This is a genomic window from Succinimonas sp. (assembly GCF_045225735.1).
Classification (GTDB): Bacteria; Pseudomonadota; Gammaproteobacteria; order Enterobacterales; family Succinivibrionaceae; genus Succinimonas.
Genome location: NZ_JBGVBR010000392.1, coordinates 1 through 15,245, shown reverse-complemented (window position 1 = coordinate 15,245; position 15,245 = coordinate 1). Strand labels below are relative to the sequence as shown.

General features: G+C 53.2%; 11 protein-coding genes and 1 pseudogene. 11 read left to right on the top strand and 1 reads right to left on the bottom strand.

Annotation, left to right across the window (positions count from 1 at the left end; translation table 11 throughout):
* Positions 1–200 precede the first annotated feature (200 nt).
* The 4 genes from ACJROR_RS14025 (at position 201) to ACJROR_RS14010 (ending at position 5,354) form a co-directional block, all read left to right on the top strand.
* Positions 201–860: a hypothetical protein gene (locus ACJROR_RS14025; RefSeq protein WP_406547646.1), complete on the top strand. Its 660-nt coding sequence runs from the start codon at positions 201–203 to the stop codon at positions 858–860.
* A 386-nt stretch (positions 861–1,246) separates the two neighbouring features.
* Positions 1,247–1,945 (top strand): DUF6273 domain-containing protein, encoded by a 699-nt coding sequence (locus tag ACJROR_RS14020; RefSeq protein ID WP_406547645.1) that lies wholly within the window; start codon positions 1,247–1,249, stop codon positions 1,943–1,945.
* Between the two features lie 272 nt (positions 1,946–2,217).
* Positions 2,218–3,069: a bifunctional hydroxymethylpyrimidine kinase/phosphomethylpyrimidine kinase gene (locus ACJROR_RS14015; protein ID WP_406547644.1), complete on the top strand. Its 852-nt coding sequence runs from the start codon at positions 2,218–2,220 to the stop codon at positions 3,067–3,069.
* A 317-nt stretch (positions 3,070–3,386) separates the two neighbouring features.
* Positions 3,387–5,354, top strand: a complete 1,968-nt coding sequence (locus ACJROR_RS14010) for a methyl-accepting chemotaxis protein (protein WP_406547643.1) — start codon at positions 3,387–3,389, stop codon at positions 5,352–5,354.
* Between the two features lie 150 nt (positions 5,355–5,504).
* Here ACJROR_RS14010 and ACJROR_RS14005 read toward each other — a convergent pair whose 3' ends face one another.
* Positions 5,505–6,482: an NAD(+)/NADH kinase gene (locus ACJROR_RS14005; RefSeq protein WP_406547642.1), complete on the bottom strand. Its 978-nt coding sequence runs from the start codon at positions 6,480–6,482 to the stop codon at positions 5,505–5,507.
* Between the two features lie 433 nt (positions 6,483–6,915).
* Here ACJROR_RS14005 and ACJROR_RS14000 point away from each other — a divergent pair, with 433 nt between their 5' ends.
* The 7 genes and pseudogenes from ACJROR_RS14000 to ACJROR_RS13970 form a co-directional block, all read left to right on the top strand.
* Positions 6,916–8,769 (top strand): HAD-IA family hydrolase, encoded by a 1,854-nt coding sequence (locus tag ACJROR_RS14000; protein WP_406547641.1) that lies wholly within the window; start codon positions 6,916–6,918, stop codon positions 8,767–8,769.
* A gap of 13 nt (positions 8,770–8,782) precedes the next feature.
* Positions 8,783–10,468: a carbamoyltransferase gene (locus tag ACJROR_RS13995; RefSeq protein ID WP_406547640.1), complete on the top strand. Its 1,686-nt coding sequence runs from the start codon at positions 8,783–8,785 to the stop codon at positions 10,466–10,468.
* Positions 10,469–10,596: 128 nt separating this feature from the next.
* On the top strand, positions 10,597–11,784 hold the full coding sequence (locus ACJROR_RS13990) for a hypothetical protein (protein ID WP_406547639.1): 1,188 nt from the start codon (positions 10,597–10,599) through the stop codon (positions 11,782–11,784).
* Positions 11,781–13,028 (top strand): DUF6270 domain-containing protein, encoded by a 1,248-nt coding sequence (locus ACJROR_RS13985; RefSeq protein ID WP_406041259.1) that lies wholly within the window; start codon positions 11,781–11,783, stop codon positions 13,026–13,028. The genes ACJROR_RS13990 and ACJROR_RS13985 overlap by 4 nt, the downstream gene beginning before the upstream one ends.
* Positions 13,029–13,075: 47 nt before the next feature.
* Positions 13,076–13,756 (top strand): SIS domain-containing protein, encoded by a 681-nt coding sequence (locus tag ACJROR_RS13980; protein ID WP_406547638.1) that lies wholly within the window; start codon positions 13,076–13,078, stop codon positions 13,754–13,756.
* A complete protein-coding gene (locus ACJROR_RS13975; RefSeq protein WP_406041255.1) occupies positions 13,749–14,324 on the top strand; it encodes a histidine phosphatase family protein in 576 nt (191 codons plus the stop codon). The genes ACJROR_RS13980 and ACJROR_RS13975 overlap by 8 nt, the downstream gene beginning before the upstream one ends.
* Before the next feature lie 607 nt (positions 14,325–14,931).
* Positions 14,932–15,245: pseudogene (locus ACJROR_RS13970) on the top strand (sel1 repeat family protein); the annotation flags it as partial.

The window sequence follows — 15,245 nt, the reverse complement described above, 5'->3', positions numbered from 1 at the left end:
GAAATGACCCTGACCAGCATCAAGAACCGGGCCCGGAAGGTCATGGATGCTGATGAGTGGCGGGTCTGGCATTACAGAGACTGATCCGGAAACTCCGGCCACGTCTCCGGAAGCAGGCTTTCAGGAGACTGGATGCTTTTTCCGGCCGCGCAGACAGAGCTCATCATATGAATGACTGAAATTGTTAAAGGAGAACTATCATGGGATTATTTAAATTTGCCGGAAAAGCGCTTTATTCAGCAGCCAAGTCAATCGTGCGTAACCAGAATGTATTTACCGAACAGCCGAATCACCATCCTTTTCCCGGGTTTCCTGATGATCTTCCCAAGGAAGGCATCGGTCGCATTCCCACTCCGGGAACTTCCCTGGCTGAATCCTTTATTGACAACGTGCTCCGGGATCCGGTAACTCCGGTGTTCGGTTCGGTGCTGTACGTTGATCTGGCCTCAGGCTGTGCGGAGCATTCCGGCATTTACGTGGGCGGCGGAGAAAAGTGCATTGTCGAGCTCACCAATGAGGAGGGCAAATGCATCATAAATCTGGTCTCTCCCGATGAGTTTATCAGCGGCGGCATCGGCTTCAGCATTTACGTTTCCAGCCATCAGGGACAGGCCGTTGGCAAAAAGATGGCGGCTCGGAGAGCCCTGAGCATGGTGGGCCGCAATCTGGGGGACTACAACATTGCGCTTAACAACTGCCACATGTTCACGAACTATTGTCTCAGGAGCAAGGACGGCGACGAAGCCGGGAGCGATTTAAGCGCGATCCTGTCAATGGATATGACCCTGACCAGCATCAAGAACCGGGCCCGCAAGGTCATGGATGCGGACGAGTGGCGGGTCTGGCATTATAAATCCTGATTCGGAATGGCCAGGGCAGTGTCTCCGCGAAACGATATTTTCCGGAGACCATTATCATGCCCCCGAATCTGCCAGAGGGATCCTTCATGATGCAGTCCCGGATGATTTGCCGGTTAATCCCTTATTCATCCCTTTCTCCGCCATTTCTCCTCAATCCTTCATTCATTCCCTCTTCGGCAATCCTGAAACCTGTTACATGACGGCCGGCTGTAACCGAATTCAGTTCTGAGCGATATCACAAAGGATAAAATTCCTGATTGTTTCTGAACAGTCGGAAGGGTACTTTAACGTTACAAAAGAAGCTGCAACGTCGCTGTCCGGAGCTCAGACAGTTAGCTTTTCAAAGCCTGGTCAGAAACGCCGCAGCGCATACAGGGGGGAAACTTATGACACCGCTGAAATCTTCAAAAATCGCCAGGCTGCTCTTTGCCGCAGTCCTGATTCCGGCCCTGGCGCTGCCGCTGTCCCTGACCGGAGCGGCAGAGGAGGCTCCTTTTGTCCCCGGGGAAACGGTATATCTGGGTTCCTATCCTGCAGGAAATCCCCTGGTTCCGGAGGATCTCTCCTGGCAGGTGCTGTCGGTGCAGGGGGATCAGGCTCTCCTTATCACCTCGTCCTGCATCGATGCCCGGCCCTATAACGATACCCTTAAGGATCTGACCTGGGAAGAAAGCGACGTCAGACAATGGCTGAATACCTCTTTTCTGGAGGGATCCTTTTCTCCTGAAGAACGGGAGCTTATCATGCCGGTAATTCTGGACAACCCCGACAGCAGACAGTATCCCACCTTCGGCGGAAATGCCACGGAGGATCGGGTATTCCTGCTCAGCAATGACGAGGTGCTCCAATATTTTCCGGAGGAAGCATCCCGGGCCTGCGCTCCGTCTCCTGCGGCGGTAAATCACGGCGCCCGCAAAGACCGGGATAACGGCAATACCGGCTGGTGGACACGTTCCCCGGGCTTTTTCCAGGGCTATGCCTCCTATGTGCTTTCCACCGGCACCCTGGGAGAGATCGGCCACTTTGCCGATTACGAGAACAATACCGTCCGTCCGGCCGTTTGGGTCAGCATTAAACAGCCCTGACGCTAAGCCGCTTCTGAATAATGCCGCAGCCCTGGCGCTCCGGCATTTTTTTTGCGCCGGCAAAGAGAAAGTGGCGAGAGCAGGGAGATAAAGAAGGATGATCAGGAGAAAGATAAGGAGAAACACAAGATAAGTATTGCGCGAAGCCGCTTTTTCATTAAAATGGCTCCTTTATCATCCCTCCCGGAATCAGGTCAGCCATGCTCCGCGAGAGGGCCCAGATTTTCCGGCTCGGACTGCTGACATCCGGCTCCTTATGACACGTTCGCTCTATGGGCAAAAAGGTATTACTGATTAACGACATCGCCGGCTATGGCAAGGTGGCTCTTTCCGCCATGATTCCGGTACTCACCGGGCTGGGACACGATGTTTACAATCTTCCCACCGCCATTGTCTCCAATACGCTGGATTACGGACTCTTCCGGATCCAGGACACCACTCCCTACATGAAGGACACCATTGCGGTCTGGAAAAAGCTGGGCTTTTCCTTCGATGCGATTTCCACCGGGCTTCTGGCCAACGAGGAACAGGTGGATCTCCTCATGGACTTCTGTTCCGGGGAATCCGCCGCGGGAGTGAAGATCTTTGTGGATCCCATTATGGCTGATAACGGCTCCCTCTATAACGGCATGACTGAAAAAACCGTGGCCGGTTTCCGGAGACTCCTGAAGGTAGCCGATTATGCGGTTCCCAACTACACCGAAGCCGCATTTCTTACGGAACGCAGCTTTCAGCACTATATCACCCGGGAGGAACTCCGGAAGCTCATTGACGACCTCCGGAGCTTGGGCGCCAAATCCGTGGCCGTCACCAGTTTAAGAATAGACAATACGGATATGGTGGGAGGCTATGATGCCGCCACCGGAACCTACTTCACCATCCCCTATACCAAGATTCCGGTATTCTTTCCGGGCACCGGGGACATTTTTCTGTCCGTGCTCATGGGCTCCATCCTTAACGGCAAAAGCTTCCCGAAGGCCACCGGAATAGCCATGAGACTGGTGCGGGAAATGGTGCTCAGAAATCAGAACAACACCGACAAGTTCAAGGGCATCATGATCGAAAAGTGCCTGGACATCCTGATGACGGATCGGGAGAAGGGCTATCCCGCAACCTTCTTTTAAACTCTCCTCCGGCGGTCTTGCTGTTTCCCTTATGGCCGCATGTTCAAAAACATGCGTTTATCACGGCTGATTTTCAGAAAAGCGGCCATGAAAACGTCTTCATTTCCCCTTGGTGATTGCCAAATTTATCAGCCCACTTCACACAAATGCAAATTGCTCATGAGTAAATTTGTGTATGCGGGACAGCAGGATCAACCTGTATGATAGAATTTCAGAGATTGCGGTCACTCTGAGAAGCAGTGACTCAAAAACAGTGACAGGTCTGTCAGGTAAGTGAGGATGTATGTCTGTTCAATTCATGGGGAGAATATAACAATATGCTGAAATCTCTCCGTTCTAAGGTGTTCGCGCTTTCCCTTGCTCCTTTGGTGGTTTTCTTTGCCGCCGTGGTGGTAAACAGCCACTTCTTTGAGAAACAAAGAGCCATTAAAGATACCTACCAGCTGGTGAACTCCGTGCTGCAGGAAAGTACCCGTGAGCTTCTGAAATGGCAGAAGCATCATGTCGATCTGGTGCACTACCTCTCTAAGGTCAGGAAGGAGTACTATCACGACAGAAATTTCATGATGTCCGTGGCCCGGGCGCATAATTCCGATGTTTATTTTGCCGAAAATTCAGGCAAAATTTATTCCAGCGACATGACCGAAAAGGAATTTGCCGACGGCGTTTATGTGAATCCCTACAGTTTTCTGGATGAGGACTGGTTCAAGGAAGCAACCTCAAAGATCGTCATGGATGACATGGATTATGAGGAATCCATAAATGACTGGGTGGTGTCCTGGTATGTCAGAATAGACGGCGGCGTGTTCGGCATGGACGTTCACACCGATGACATTGTCTCCACCGCCAAGGACATTGCCCTCCCTCATTCCGGCCGTCTCCTGCTTCTGGACAGCAAGAATAACGTGGTTTCCTGGGGAGCAAAGGATCTCCGGGGCCGGCATGCCACTGAAATCGAACCGTTATTCAGTGATGAATTTCTGGATAATCTGCTTAAAAATTCTCAGAACGGTTTTGTGTCCTACCGGACAAATACCGGCATTGACCGTCTGGCAGTGGGCTCGGCCATCAATGATTCCGGCTGGAAATTCATCATTATACTGGACGAGGCGGCCATTCTTGCCGGGCTTCAGAATACCGAGTTCATTGAGTTAATCGGGGTTCTGATGCTCATGATTCTTATCTTTATTGCCGTAAAGATCTGCGCCAGACGCTATGTCACCGATCCCATTGACAAGGTTACCAGCGCCATCAGCGACATGAATCAGAATCATGACTTTACCGTTAAGATCAGCTGTGATTCCAATGATGAAGTCGGCATCATGTCCCGGAACATGAGCGAGTTCCTGAAGAACCAGGCGAAAATGGTTGGTGTTGCCAAAGCCATGAGCCGTTCCATTATGGACGGCGTCAATACCTGCAACGATGCCTCTCTGAACGTGGAGGGACAGATCCGCAATCAGGGAATGGTTACCGCTGATTTTGCCAACTCCATCAGGGAAATGCATCTTGCCACTGACGAGATCTCCCGGAACTCCAGCGATGCCGCCACCAAGGTAACCTCGGTGCACAACCTCTCCGAAAACGGCGTAACCATTGCCAACAATGCCAGAAATTCCGTGGATATTCTGAAGAACGACATCGATAAGACCTCCGTGGCCATTCAAAATCTCGATGCTCTTACCGTGGGCATTGCTTCAGTGGTGGAAACCATTCGCGGCATTGCGGATCAGACGAACCTTCTGGCTCTTAACGCCGCTATCGAGGCTGCCCGCGCCGGCGAACACGGCCGCGGCTTCGCCGTGGTGGCGGACGAAGTGCGCGCGCTGTCTTCCCGCACCAAGGAATCCACCGCCGAGATCGAAAAGACCATTCTCTCTCTGAAGACCGAAACCGGGAATGCCGTGGACATGATGAGCAGAAGCTCCGAAAGCTGCAGCCATACCATCGAGTACGTGGAGTCCATAGTTACCAAGCTTAAGGAGATGAATGTTCATATCGGCGAAATTTCCGACATGACCACCATGATTGCTTCTGCCACCGCCGAACAGGATCAGACCTTCTCGCTGATTCAGGAAGGAGTGGAGAAGATGAAGGAAAGCGCCCAGGAAATTGCCCAGGACATGAGCAAGTGCACTGAGGCCTGCTCCAACCTTACCTCCGGAGCTCAGGATATGCTTGAGACCTTCAGCATCTTCAAGGTGGATGCCAATACGGAGACCGCCTCCCGCCGCCGGAGAGCCGCTGCGAGATCCCGGGAGGAACCCCGGCTGACTGCGGACTGACGGGTTCGGCAAGAAAGAATGAAAGGCTCTGGGTTCAGGGCCTTTTTTATTGCCGCCACGGAGAACTTGCAGCAAAGGAATCCCCCGAAAGCCTGGCCCTCGGGGGATTCTTCATTTGCCGGTTCGGAAATTAAAATCAGCAAAGCTCCCTCAGATAAGAATTTCAGCAGGATCCGGAACCGCTTCGGGATCCTTTTCCGGGGCTGCGGCCGGAGCCTTATCCGGGATCTCCTCCCGCACTCCGGGGTGGCGGATGGGCTCGCCGAAGCCGATTTTGCTGCGGAGAATGTTGAAGAAGTCATAGTTCTTCAGGTGGCAGATCTGAATGGATTCCTGGCTCTTTCTTATGAGAATGCTGGCGGCGCTGCTGGTTTTCATGGCCACCTGGCCGTCGCAGCTCACAATAATGTCCTCGGTGCAGTCCTGAATTTCAAACCTGATTTTTACATCGGAGGTACCCCGGAACACAAAGGGACGGCAGTTAAGAGAATGGGGGAACATGGGCACCAGCACCATGACGTTCAGGGAGGGATCCACTATGGGGCCGCCGGCGGACAGTGAATATGCGGTGGAGCCGGTGGGAGTGGAAATGATGAGTCCGTCAGCCTTGATGGTGTACATGAGGTTGTCGTCTATGAATACGGAAAAGTCGATCATGTGCGCGGCCAGATTGCCCTGAATGACGGTTTCGTTAAGAGCCAGAGAGTTCTGGGTGATGACGCCGTCCTCCAGAATGCCGGTGTTCAGCATGAACCGCTGCTCCAGGAAATATTCCCCGGCCATGATCTTCTCCAGGGGGCCTTCGAAATCATCAGGAGCGATATCGGTGAGGAAGCCCAGATGACCGGTGTTGATGCCCACCATGGGAATTCCGGAAAGACCCACCGCCCGGCTGGCCCCCAGAAAGGCGCCGTCGCCGCCCACCACAATAATCAGCTCCGCGGCTTTGGGAATCTCGGAAAAGGGCAGCGCGGTCTGGCTGAGCTCCAGCTTTCGGGCAGTTTCCTTTTCCAGGAAAACCGTCTCCCCCCGCCGCTCCAGAAATGCAATAAGACTGAGCAGGGTTTTGGCGACCGACTTATTCTGAACTCTGCTGAATATCCCGATTTTTCTGACTTTTTTTGACATAAGGCCTTCCGTAAACAGGCAGAAGTTACTTGAGCCCGCTCCGGCGGGCTCGCCTGCACAAACACAGGAATTGTACATGAAAGAGGGCAAGTGTATTACTGTTTTTTGATCTTTCTCCCGTTTATCCCGGCCGGTGTGTCGCATACCGGGGAAATTCCCGGAGGCCGCGCTCCGTCTTTGAGGTAATTCGCGCCTTTCTTTTCCCGCCTTTCTGCATTCTTAAACAGTAATTTCCAATGTCCCGGTTACCATCCTCCGAAACAGCTCTGTTTTCTCGCAAAATCAGTTCAGTCCTGTTTTCCTTGCCTGGTGTCCTTCTGATGAACAGTCTGTTTGCTATGATGGTGCGAACCTCAAATGATGTCTGTTTTATCAGGATCCCGGTCTTACAAAGTCAGTCCGCGGAGCCGTCTTCAAAGGGGAAATTGCAGTTATGAACCATGCTTATGAGCATATCGGAATATCGCCGGAAGAGCTGGCAGAACAGCTTCTGGGGTACGATGTCATCTCCTTTGATGTATTTGGCACTCTGATTCTCCGGCCGTTCTCAAGTCCCGGAGTTCTGTTTTCCATAATGGAGCAGCGGCTTGGCTTTTACAAGTTTTCCAGCATCAGAGCGGATTCCGAGAACGAGGTCCGAATGGAACGGCTCCGGAACTGCAATCACGATAATGTTTCCCTGGACGATATACACAGTCTGATTGCCCGCAAAACCGGTCTTGATGCCCGTAAGACCGCGGAACTTGAATATGAACTGGAGCTTTCTTACTGTTATGCCAGTCCCTTCTTTCAAAAGGTGGTGTCCCTGTGCCAGAAAGCCCGCAGGGAAATTGTGATCTCCTCGGATATGTACCTGTCCCGGGAGCAGATCAGGGGGATTCTGGAAAAAGCGGGATATCGGAATCTTAACAGGATTCTTGTATCCTCGGAACTGGGAAAATCCAAAAAAAAGGGGGATTTGTTTGAGTATCTCAGGGAAAGCTGCAAAGGACTCAGCGTTGTCCATGTCGGAGATGATCCCAAAGCCGATGCCGAAAACGCCGGAAAGGCCGGCATAGCCTCCGTTCATTACCCTAACGCCAATGATATCGGCGGCAAGAATCGTGTTCCCGGGATGTCATATATGGCCGGACGGGTCTATTCGGCATTGGCAAACCAGCGTCTTTACTGCAACTCCGGAGATCAGGATGAGCCTGCGGCGCATGATGAATTTTTCCGGTTCGGTTATTTATACGGCGGCATGTACGTTCTGGGTTTTGCGCAGTGGATTAATCAGTTTGCCAGGAATGCCGGCCTTGACAAAGTCTTCTTTCTTTCACGGGACGGTGATCTGGTAAGCAAAATCTATGACATGCTCCCCGGGCATCGGCCGGGCGAGTACTTTTACTGGTCGCGGTTTGCCGGCATGAAATTCACCGCCTGGGACAGCTTCGATGAATTCTGCCAGAGAATGATCAGACACAAGGCAAGAGGCGTCTACCGCATCGAACTGGGCCATTTTCTGAAATTTCTGGATCTTGATGCTCTTGTGCCGCATCTTGGCGAATACCGTCTTGCTGTTCAGGATCTCCTGACCAGGGAAACGGCTCCGCTAATCGAAAGCATGTTCTATGATCACAAGGAACTCATTATCAGTTCCTATATGCCCGACATTGAAGCGACGATTCAGGCAGTGGACAAAGCCGTCGGAAATGCTTCCGGAATTGCCGTGGCTGATGTGGGCTGGGCGGGAACCGGCCCTTTGATTATTAAAAGGATTATCCGTCATTTTGTGAAGAGAGACTGCCGAGTTCATGCTCTCCTGGCCGGCTACCGTCAGCCGGTTGTCAGGATAGCGGATCTCAGTGTCATGGACGGATCTGTCCATGCGTACCTGTTTTCCCAAAGTCATAACCGGGATCTCCTGGAACTTCACCGGAACCTCGGATTTCCCAATGCGAATCTGATGCTGGAGCTCTTTACGCAGTCCTGCTCGCCGTCCTTTCTCGGCTACACGGCAAAGGGCCTTCGGTTTGACCGGGAAAGGCAGGAGAATTATCCGGCCGTAAGGAGCATTTCTGCCGGCATAACCGCATTCGCCGCCGACTATATCGGCAGATTCCGGCAGGATCCCTTTATGCTCAATATCCCGGCTTATGATGCCTATCTTTCCTTCAGCTCCCTGAAAAACGAAGAGAACGCCGTTAAACGTCTGCTGGATCGCATAGTGTATGACAGCGGCGGACTTGCCGATCCTGCCGGAACTTCGCGGGAATCGCTGCTTTCTTTTATCTACAGGGATAAATGAACAGGAATATTTTATGAAAAAGTACATTCTGGGTCTCAATATCGGACATCATGACACAGCGGCGGCTTTGATCCGGGACGGCGAACTGGTGATGTTCGTCGAGCAGGAAAGAATCAGCAGACACAAAATGGCCCTGGGCGAATCCCCGGCGGAAGCGATACAGGAATGCCTGAACCGGGAGGGGATCACCATGGCCGATGTGACCGCCGTTTCCGTGGGCATGGACTGGAAGTACCGCAATCAAATCTATGAGATGAGCGAAACCGAGAAAGCGAAGTACACGATGTACGAGGATCCGGACTGGTTCCTGCCGCGGGAAATTTTCGGGAGCTGCCGGCCTCCGGTTTATTCTATACGGCATCACCTGTCCCACGCGGCCAGCGCCTGCCGTCTCAGCGGTTTTCGGGAATGCGCCGTGCTGGTAACAGACAACCGCGGCGAGGACGCCGCGGCCTCCCTTGGGGTATATCGCAACGGGGAAATTTCATTCTTCCGGCAGATTGGCATTCAGCACTCTCCGGGCATCTTCTACAACCGGGCCGCCAGATACGCCGGGCTTTACGGCAAATACCGCGAGGTGGGAAAGTTCATGGGGCTTTCCTCTTACGGCAGACCGGTTATGAAAATGCCCCTGAGCCCGTCCCGGGACGGCAGGCTGTTTTCCGGACTGGAAAATATTGATAATGAGGGCATCTTCGCCTCCATTGGCCTTCGCACTGAGCAGCTGGCCGCATATTTTGAGGAAAACTGCTTTCCCTACCAGGCCGGCAATGCCGAAGAGGTGATGAGCTATGCAAACTTCGCGGCTTCGGCACAGCATGCTCTGGAATCCGTGATCCTGGATTTTGCGGCGGAACTGCGAGAAGTTACCGGCATGGACAGTCTGGCCATGGCCGGCGGCGTGGCCCTGAACTGCGCTGCCAACGGCAAGCTTGCCGATGCGGGACTCTTCAGCCACATCTTCGTGCCGCCGTTTGCTTCCGATGCCGGCACTGCCGCGGGATCGGCCATGGAGCTTTATTACCGTCTTTTCGGCAAAAGCCGCGCGGACAGGCCTCTGAAACTGGCAGGACTGGGGTGCTCCTATACGGATGAGGAGACATTGCAGGCTCTCGGGAAGTATGAAGACCAGGTAAGCTTCGCCCGCCATGATCCCGCTGCCCTGTGCCGCATTGTCGCCAAGGCTCTGTCAGAAGGACTTATTGCCGGCTGGGTTCAGGGCGGCTTTGAGGCGGGGCCCCGGGCTCTCGGCAATCGCAGCATTCTGGCAGATCCCCGGTCAAGAAGAAGTCTCATTCGCCTGAATCAGATCAAGGATCGCGAAATGTGGCGGCCCATTGCGCCCAGCATTCTGGAAGAGGATTACAGTTCCTATTTCGAGGGGGATCCGGAATTTCGCCGCTTTATGAATGTGGCGGCCCTGGTCAGGGAAGACAGGCGCCACGTTATTCCGGCTGCGGTACACGTGGACAATACCGCAAGACCGCAGACAGTTTCTCCGGATCAGCCGCTCTATTACGGTCTTCTCAGGGCTTTCCGGGAGATTACCGGAGTGCCGGTGCTTTGCAACACATCCTTTAATCAGCGGGGAGAGCCCCTGGTAAACACCCCGGAGGATGCCCTGAATTGCTTCCTCTCCCGGGGAATCGATCTTCTGGTTATCGGAAGCTTCGTAATTCAAAGAAAGGAAACTGCGTGAGACGAAGTTTGACGTCCCCTGCGTCTTTATGGGCAGGGAACGCGTTTATGCGCTGTCCGGAATGAGGTTTCCGGGCAGGGAATGGCAGCGGGAATTATCAGCCGCGTTAATCTGAATAAGGGGAACAGATGTTTGTATTTGACTGCACAGCCATAATCGGCTATGACGCCTATCATGCCTTTCTGGAGGATTGCAAAGGACGGTTTCTGGCTGAAAAAACGGCTCTTTTCCGGGAGTACGGCGTCTTATCATCATTTGATGAGTCCGCCGTGACTGGATATTTTGAGTTCCGGCGCAAATACCGGGAACTCCGTCAGAACGTGATCCGGCAGGTTATTGCCAGATTCCGGAGCTTTTTGCCTGACAGGTGTCTTATTTACGAGTTTGGCAGTCTGGTCAAGCTTACGGATCGCATTGAAAGCGACATCGATCTTACCATTGTCTATGACGAGCCGAAGAACAGCATTCGCGAAACCGCGGAACTGCTTATCAACTACGCCATCGTTACCGTCTTCGATCATCCGATTGATCATATCCACGGGAAGTTTCAGCATTACCCGGTCACTGACGCCTATGACGCGCTCACCCCGGAGGATAACCGCTACGAACTCAGATTTGATGCGGGTACGGCGGTCTTCAGCTGTCCCTGGCCGTCGTTTTCCGAAAACATCATGAATATCAAAAACGTCCGGGATTATGCCTCGCTTATTGCCGGCTATGCCGAGAAGTACGCTCTCCGCTGCAATATTGACTGCCTGTACTCGATAGCCATTCTGGAAAACACCTCGGGCCACGACTTTATCGGGGATCTTGCCGCGCTGGAAAACGCCAGCGACATTTTTGAGGGATATTGCCATGCGCCGGCATCCTTCGCCCCCGGGGACACCGTGTCTGTTTCCCGCATCAAGAAGGCTCTTAAAGGCGCTGTAGTGGACATGTACGTCATGATGGCCTTTCTCAGAAAGCGCCTGCCCTGGCTCCGGGAGTATTCCATGACGGCTGAGGAGTTTTTCGAAAACCCGGTGATCCGGGATTTCCTGGGAGAAAACTGCCTTAAGGAACTGAAATCCCGCTTCATAGTCATGACCTTTTACTGGGACAAAATCGAGCTCTGTCTTAAAAAACGCGGCATTCCGCTGAGCGCCCGGCATCAGAAAGACTTTACGGCTGCGGAACTGAATGCTCTCCTGTTTCAGGATTACCGGAAAACGGAGATGCTTTCCGAGATTGTCCGGGCAGTTAACGGGCTTAATGATGCTGTTACCGCCTGCTGGGAAATTATTAACCGGAAAACCGGCCGGGAGCCGCGCTCATGAGCCGGATGGCCCTTACCGGAATCGCCGCCGGAACCGACCTTGTTATCAGCTATCAGGGGGGCGCAGGAATATCGGCCTGGCTTGAGGATGCCAACAAGCACTGGCCCTATATCCTGCGTCTCAGCGCAGACCCGGAACGTCAGGTCATAACCATCCCCTGCAGCGCTCTTTCAGGGTTTATGACGCAGCATCCCGGGCATCGCTTTAAACTTTCGCTCTCTGCCGACAACCGCCGCCTAGCCTATGCAGTGTCTCCCGGGATTTTCCCGATGAAAACAGCCGGGGTTCAAATTGAAGCGGAGGACGGGATTGCTGTTTTCTCCGGGAGCGGAGAAGCCCGCGATTTTCAGGCAGCCGCCCCCCGGATTAATTCCGGGAACTTTGAAATCGGCCGGGGACAGGCAGGAACATTTGCGGACATTGACCGGCTTCCGGTCAGTACGCTGGTAATAGGCTCCTGCTTCGGAAGGAGCATTTTCCGTTCGGACGCCTATTTTAACCCGGGGTATAAGAAATACTTTCGGGTCGCACGCACGGTGTTTCACAATTCGCTGATTTCCCTGTTCTCGGAAAAAACAGCCTGCGACTTCCGGAAGTATCCCGACCTGGTCTCGGGAGATGCCGGGAAGTACATTGAGCCGGAATTCCGTAAAAACCTGGACGAGATCCTGGATCAGGAAAACATTCAGCTGCTGGTTATCGATAATTACATGGATGCGGCTGTCCCGGTCATCAGGTTTCGGGAGAACAGCTTTTTTACGTACAGCAAGTATTTTGCGGAGTCTGTGTTTAAAAGGTTTTTTGCCTCCTGTCCCGCAGTGTTTCCGGGGACTCCCGAGCATGCGGAGCTTTTTCGGAAAAGCGCGGCCGGGCTTCGAAGGCTTTTGGATGCGTATCACGTGAAGAATGTCGTTCTTATCGGAGGGAGGCTCAGCCGGTACCTGACTGACGAAGACACCGGCGAGATCTCCGCCTGGGATGGCAAAATGGACTGGATTAATGCCGTTAACGCCGCCTGGGATACGGCTGATGGCATTTTCCTTAAGGAGTTTCCCGGCGCCTTTTACTTGGATATGCGGAATACTCGCTGGAAAAGCGACCTGAGAAGCCCGATTATCGGCGGAGCTTCGCCTTCTCACTACCAAAGCGGCTATTACCGCGAACTCTTCCGGCAGCTGGCCCGGCTTACCGGAAAGGCGGTTCCTGCCGCAGAGGGCAGCAGCGGGGAGGGGGCGGCGCCATGATCACAGGAACTTTTTTTTAACCGGCGCTTCCGGATGGCGGCGCTGAGATGACATACTGGCCGGAGACAGCGGTGAAGGGAAATATGGATATTGATAACCAGGTGATTGCCAAAAACTACATTGACGGGGTGACTGCGGCTCTGGCGGACATTGATACCAGCGCCGTCATCGGGATTTATGAAAAGATTGCCGCCGTTGCCGCATCGGGCGGCCGGATCTATCTCTGCGGGAACGGGGGATCCGCATCCACGGCCTCGCATTTTCAGAACGATCTGAACAAGGCTTTTTCCGTAACCCGGGGCATTATGCCCGCCTGCTGTCTGGCTGATAATTTATCGGCAGTGACGGCGATTTCCAACGATATTTCCTATAGTGACGTTTTCCTTTATCAGCTCCGCTTTATGCTCAGGAAACAGGATTTGCTCGTTGTCATTTCCGGCAGCGGCAATTCCGCCAATGTGGTGAAGGCAGCCGAATACGCCAGATCCCTGGGCTGTCCGGTGATTTCCCTGACCGGTTTTGACGGCGGAAGGCTCCTGCCCCTGTCGGACTTCTCCTTTCATGCGCCGGTGAACAATATGCAGATCTCGGAGGATCTTCATCTTATGTGCTGCCACCTGGTCGCCACCATGATTCTGAAAACAGGGCCGAGAAGCGGCGCCGGCCGCTCCATGAAACCTGATGACCATGCCGCCATGCTGCCGGAAGAGGGGCTTAGCCATGCTTGATGCCGCAGAGCTTCCCGCCGGGGAGCGGGTACTCGCCTTTATTCGCCATGCCGAAAAGGATTCTGTCAGCTTCGGACTTACTGCCGCCGGCCGGGAGGAAGCAGTTCTGTTTGGCCGGAAGCTCCGGGATCTGGGCAGACCGGCAAGGATAATTTCAAGTCCGGAGGAACGCTGCTGCGAGACTGCGGAGCTTATTTATGCCGCTGTTAACGGCGGGGCGGAAAATTTTCGGTCCGGCGGGGCGGTGATTTCGCCGGCGCTGGGCAGGCCCGGCATCCAGGTGAAGAACGAAACGGCATACAGAAAGCTGACGGACACCATGAGATGCCGGGATATTTTTCGGAAATGGAAAGCCGGACAGTTCAGGGATGCCATGCGGAATCCGGAAGATATCAGAAGCCTGATATGGAAATTCTTTCTGGACACTGCCCTTGATCCCGGCATTACGGTTTATGTAAGTCAGTCCGGAACAGTAGCCTGCTCCGGATATGCCCTGGGACTTAAGGATTATATGGCCGGCGATGAAAGTTGGGTGAATTTTCTGGACGGGTACGCTCTTTCGCTGTAACGCGGCCCGGAGGATACGGAACAAAGCTCCCGGTCAGGCTTGCGGGGAAGCTTTGCCATGGCTGGCATGCCAGTGCTTTAACGGCCGGCTCGGCGCACTTGAAGTTCTGTCTGAGGAGTTCGGGACGCAATACCTGACCGGCAGAGTGAAATTGGATGCCGAATTCTCTTTTCAGGATCAGCGCAGGTTTTTTGAGGAGCGGCCTGGCATTGCGGTAAATGGCGGTTACGGCAGGGCAGAGACCGGAGGGGCCTGATCTTTGCTCATTTATCATTCAGGAGAATCATGGGGTTTTTACTCCCCGGGAACGGACGCATTTATTAAGGCATTTAAACCAAAAGACGGACTTCAGGCACTTTGCGCCCGTAAAACTGCCATAATTTCCCGCCGTATCTCAAAAAATCTCAATTAAGGCATCTCCCGCTTTTTAAAGAGCCAATAATGTGCTAATATTCATTTTTGATCTTGACAGAACCTGAACCTCCTCTGGGTGATTCAGCGTTTCTGGTGCGGGTTTTCAGTAGCGGCAGACGGCTCTGCGGCTTTAGATATAAAGGTCAGCCGTTATCCTTCTGTTGCAGGATGATAAGACAAGGTTATAAGAAAGATGAAATTAACGAGGATTGCCACTCTTGTATTAATCTCCGCAATTGCTCTTACCGGGTGTGGTGAAAAATCATTCAAGGATGCCGAGAAGGCGATGAAGGAAGGGAGATACGATGAAGCAAAAACAATCTTCACCGATCTGGCGAACAATAATAACGACGACAACGCCATGTATGCCCTCTATTCCATGAACGACTCTCATCCTGAGGTAATGCCCATAGAGGAAGCTCTGGGATGGCTTCAGAGAGCGGCGGATGCCGGCCGTCCCGATGCCGAGTATGAGTACGGGCTTTTCCTTGTTGAACACGATCGTTT

What these genes read in the sequence shown, in the direction of transcription:
- ACJROR_RS14005 (WP_406547642.1), bottom strand. Translation starts at nt 6,482, where the DNA reads ATGTCAAAAAAAGTCAGAAAAATCGGGATATTCAGCAGAGTTCAGAAT.
- ACJROR_RS13975 (WP_406041255.1), top strand. Translation starts at nt 13,749, where the DNA reads ATGCTTGATGCCGCAGAGCTTCCCGCCGGGGAGCGGGTACTCGCCTTT.
- ACJROR_RS13995 (WP_406547640.1), top strand. Translation starts at nt 8,783, where the DNA reads ATGAAAAAGTACATTCTGGGTCTCAATATCGGACATCATGACACAGCG.
- ACJROR_RS14025 (WP_406547646.1), top strand. Translation starts at nt 201, where the DNA reads ATGGGATTATTTAAATTTGCCGGAAAAGCGCTTTATTCAGCAGCCAAG.
- ACJROR_RS14010 (WP_406547643.1), top strand. Translation starts at nt 3,387, where the DNA reads ATGCTGAAATCTCTCCGTTCTAAGGTGTTCGCGCTTTCCCTTGCTCCT.
- ACJROR_RS13990 (WP_406547639.1), top strand. Translation starts at nt 10,597, where the DNA reads ATGTTTGTATTTGACTGCACAGCCATAATCGGCTATGACGCCTATCAT.
- ACJROR_RS13985 (WP_406041259.1), top strand. Translation starts at nt 11,781, where the DNA reads ATGAGCCGGATGGCCCTTACCGGAATCGCCGCCGGAACCGACCTTGTT.
- ACJROR_RS13980 (WP_406547638.1), top strand. Translation starts at nt 13,076, where the DNA reads ATGACATACTGGCCGGAGACAGCGGTGAAGGGAAATATGGATATTGAT.
- ACJROR_RS14000 (WP_406547641.1), top strand. Translation starts at nt 6,916, where the DNA reads ATGAACCATGCTTATGAGCATATCGGAATATCGCCGGAAGAGCTGGCA.
- ACJROR_RS14015 (WP_406547644.1), top strand. Translation starts at nt 2,218, where the DNA reads ATGGGCAAAAAGGTATTACTGATTAACGACATCGCCGGCTATGGCAAG.
- ACJROR_RS14020 (WP_406547645.1), top strand. Translation starts at nt 1,247, where the DNA reads ATGACACCGCTGAAATCTTCAAAAATCGCCAGGCTGCTCTTTGCCGCA.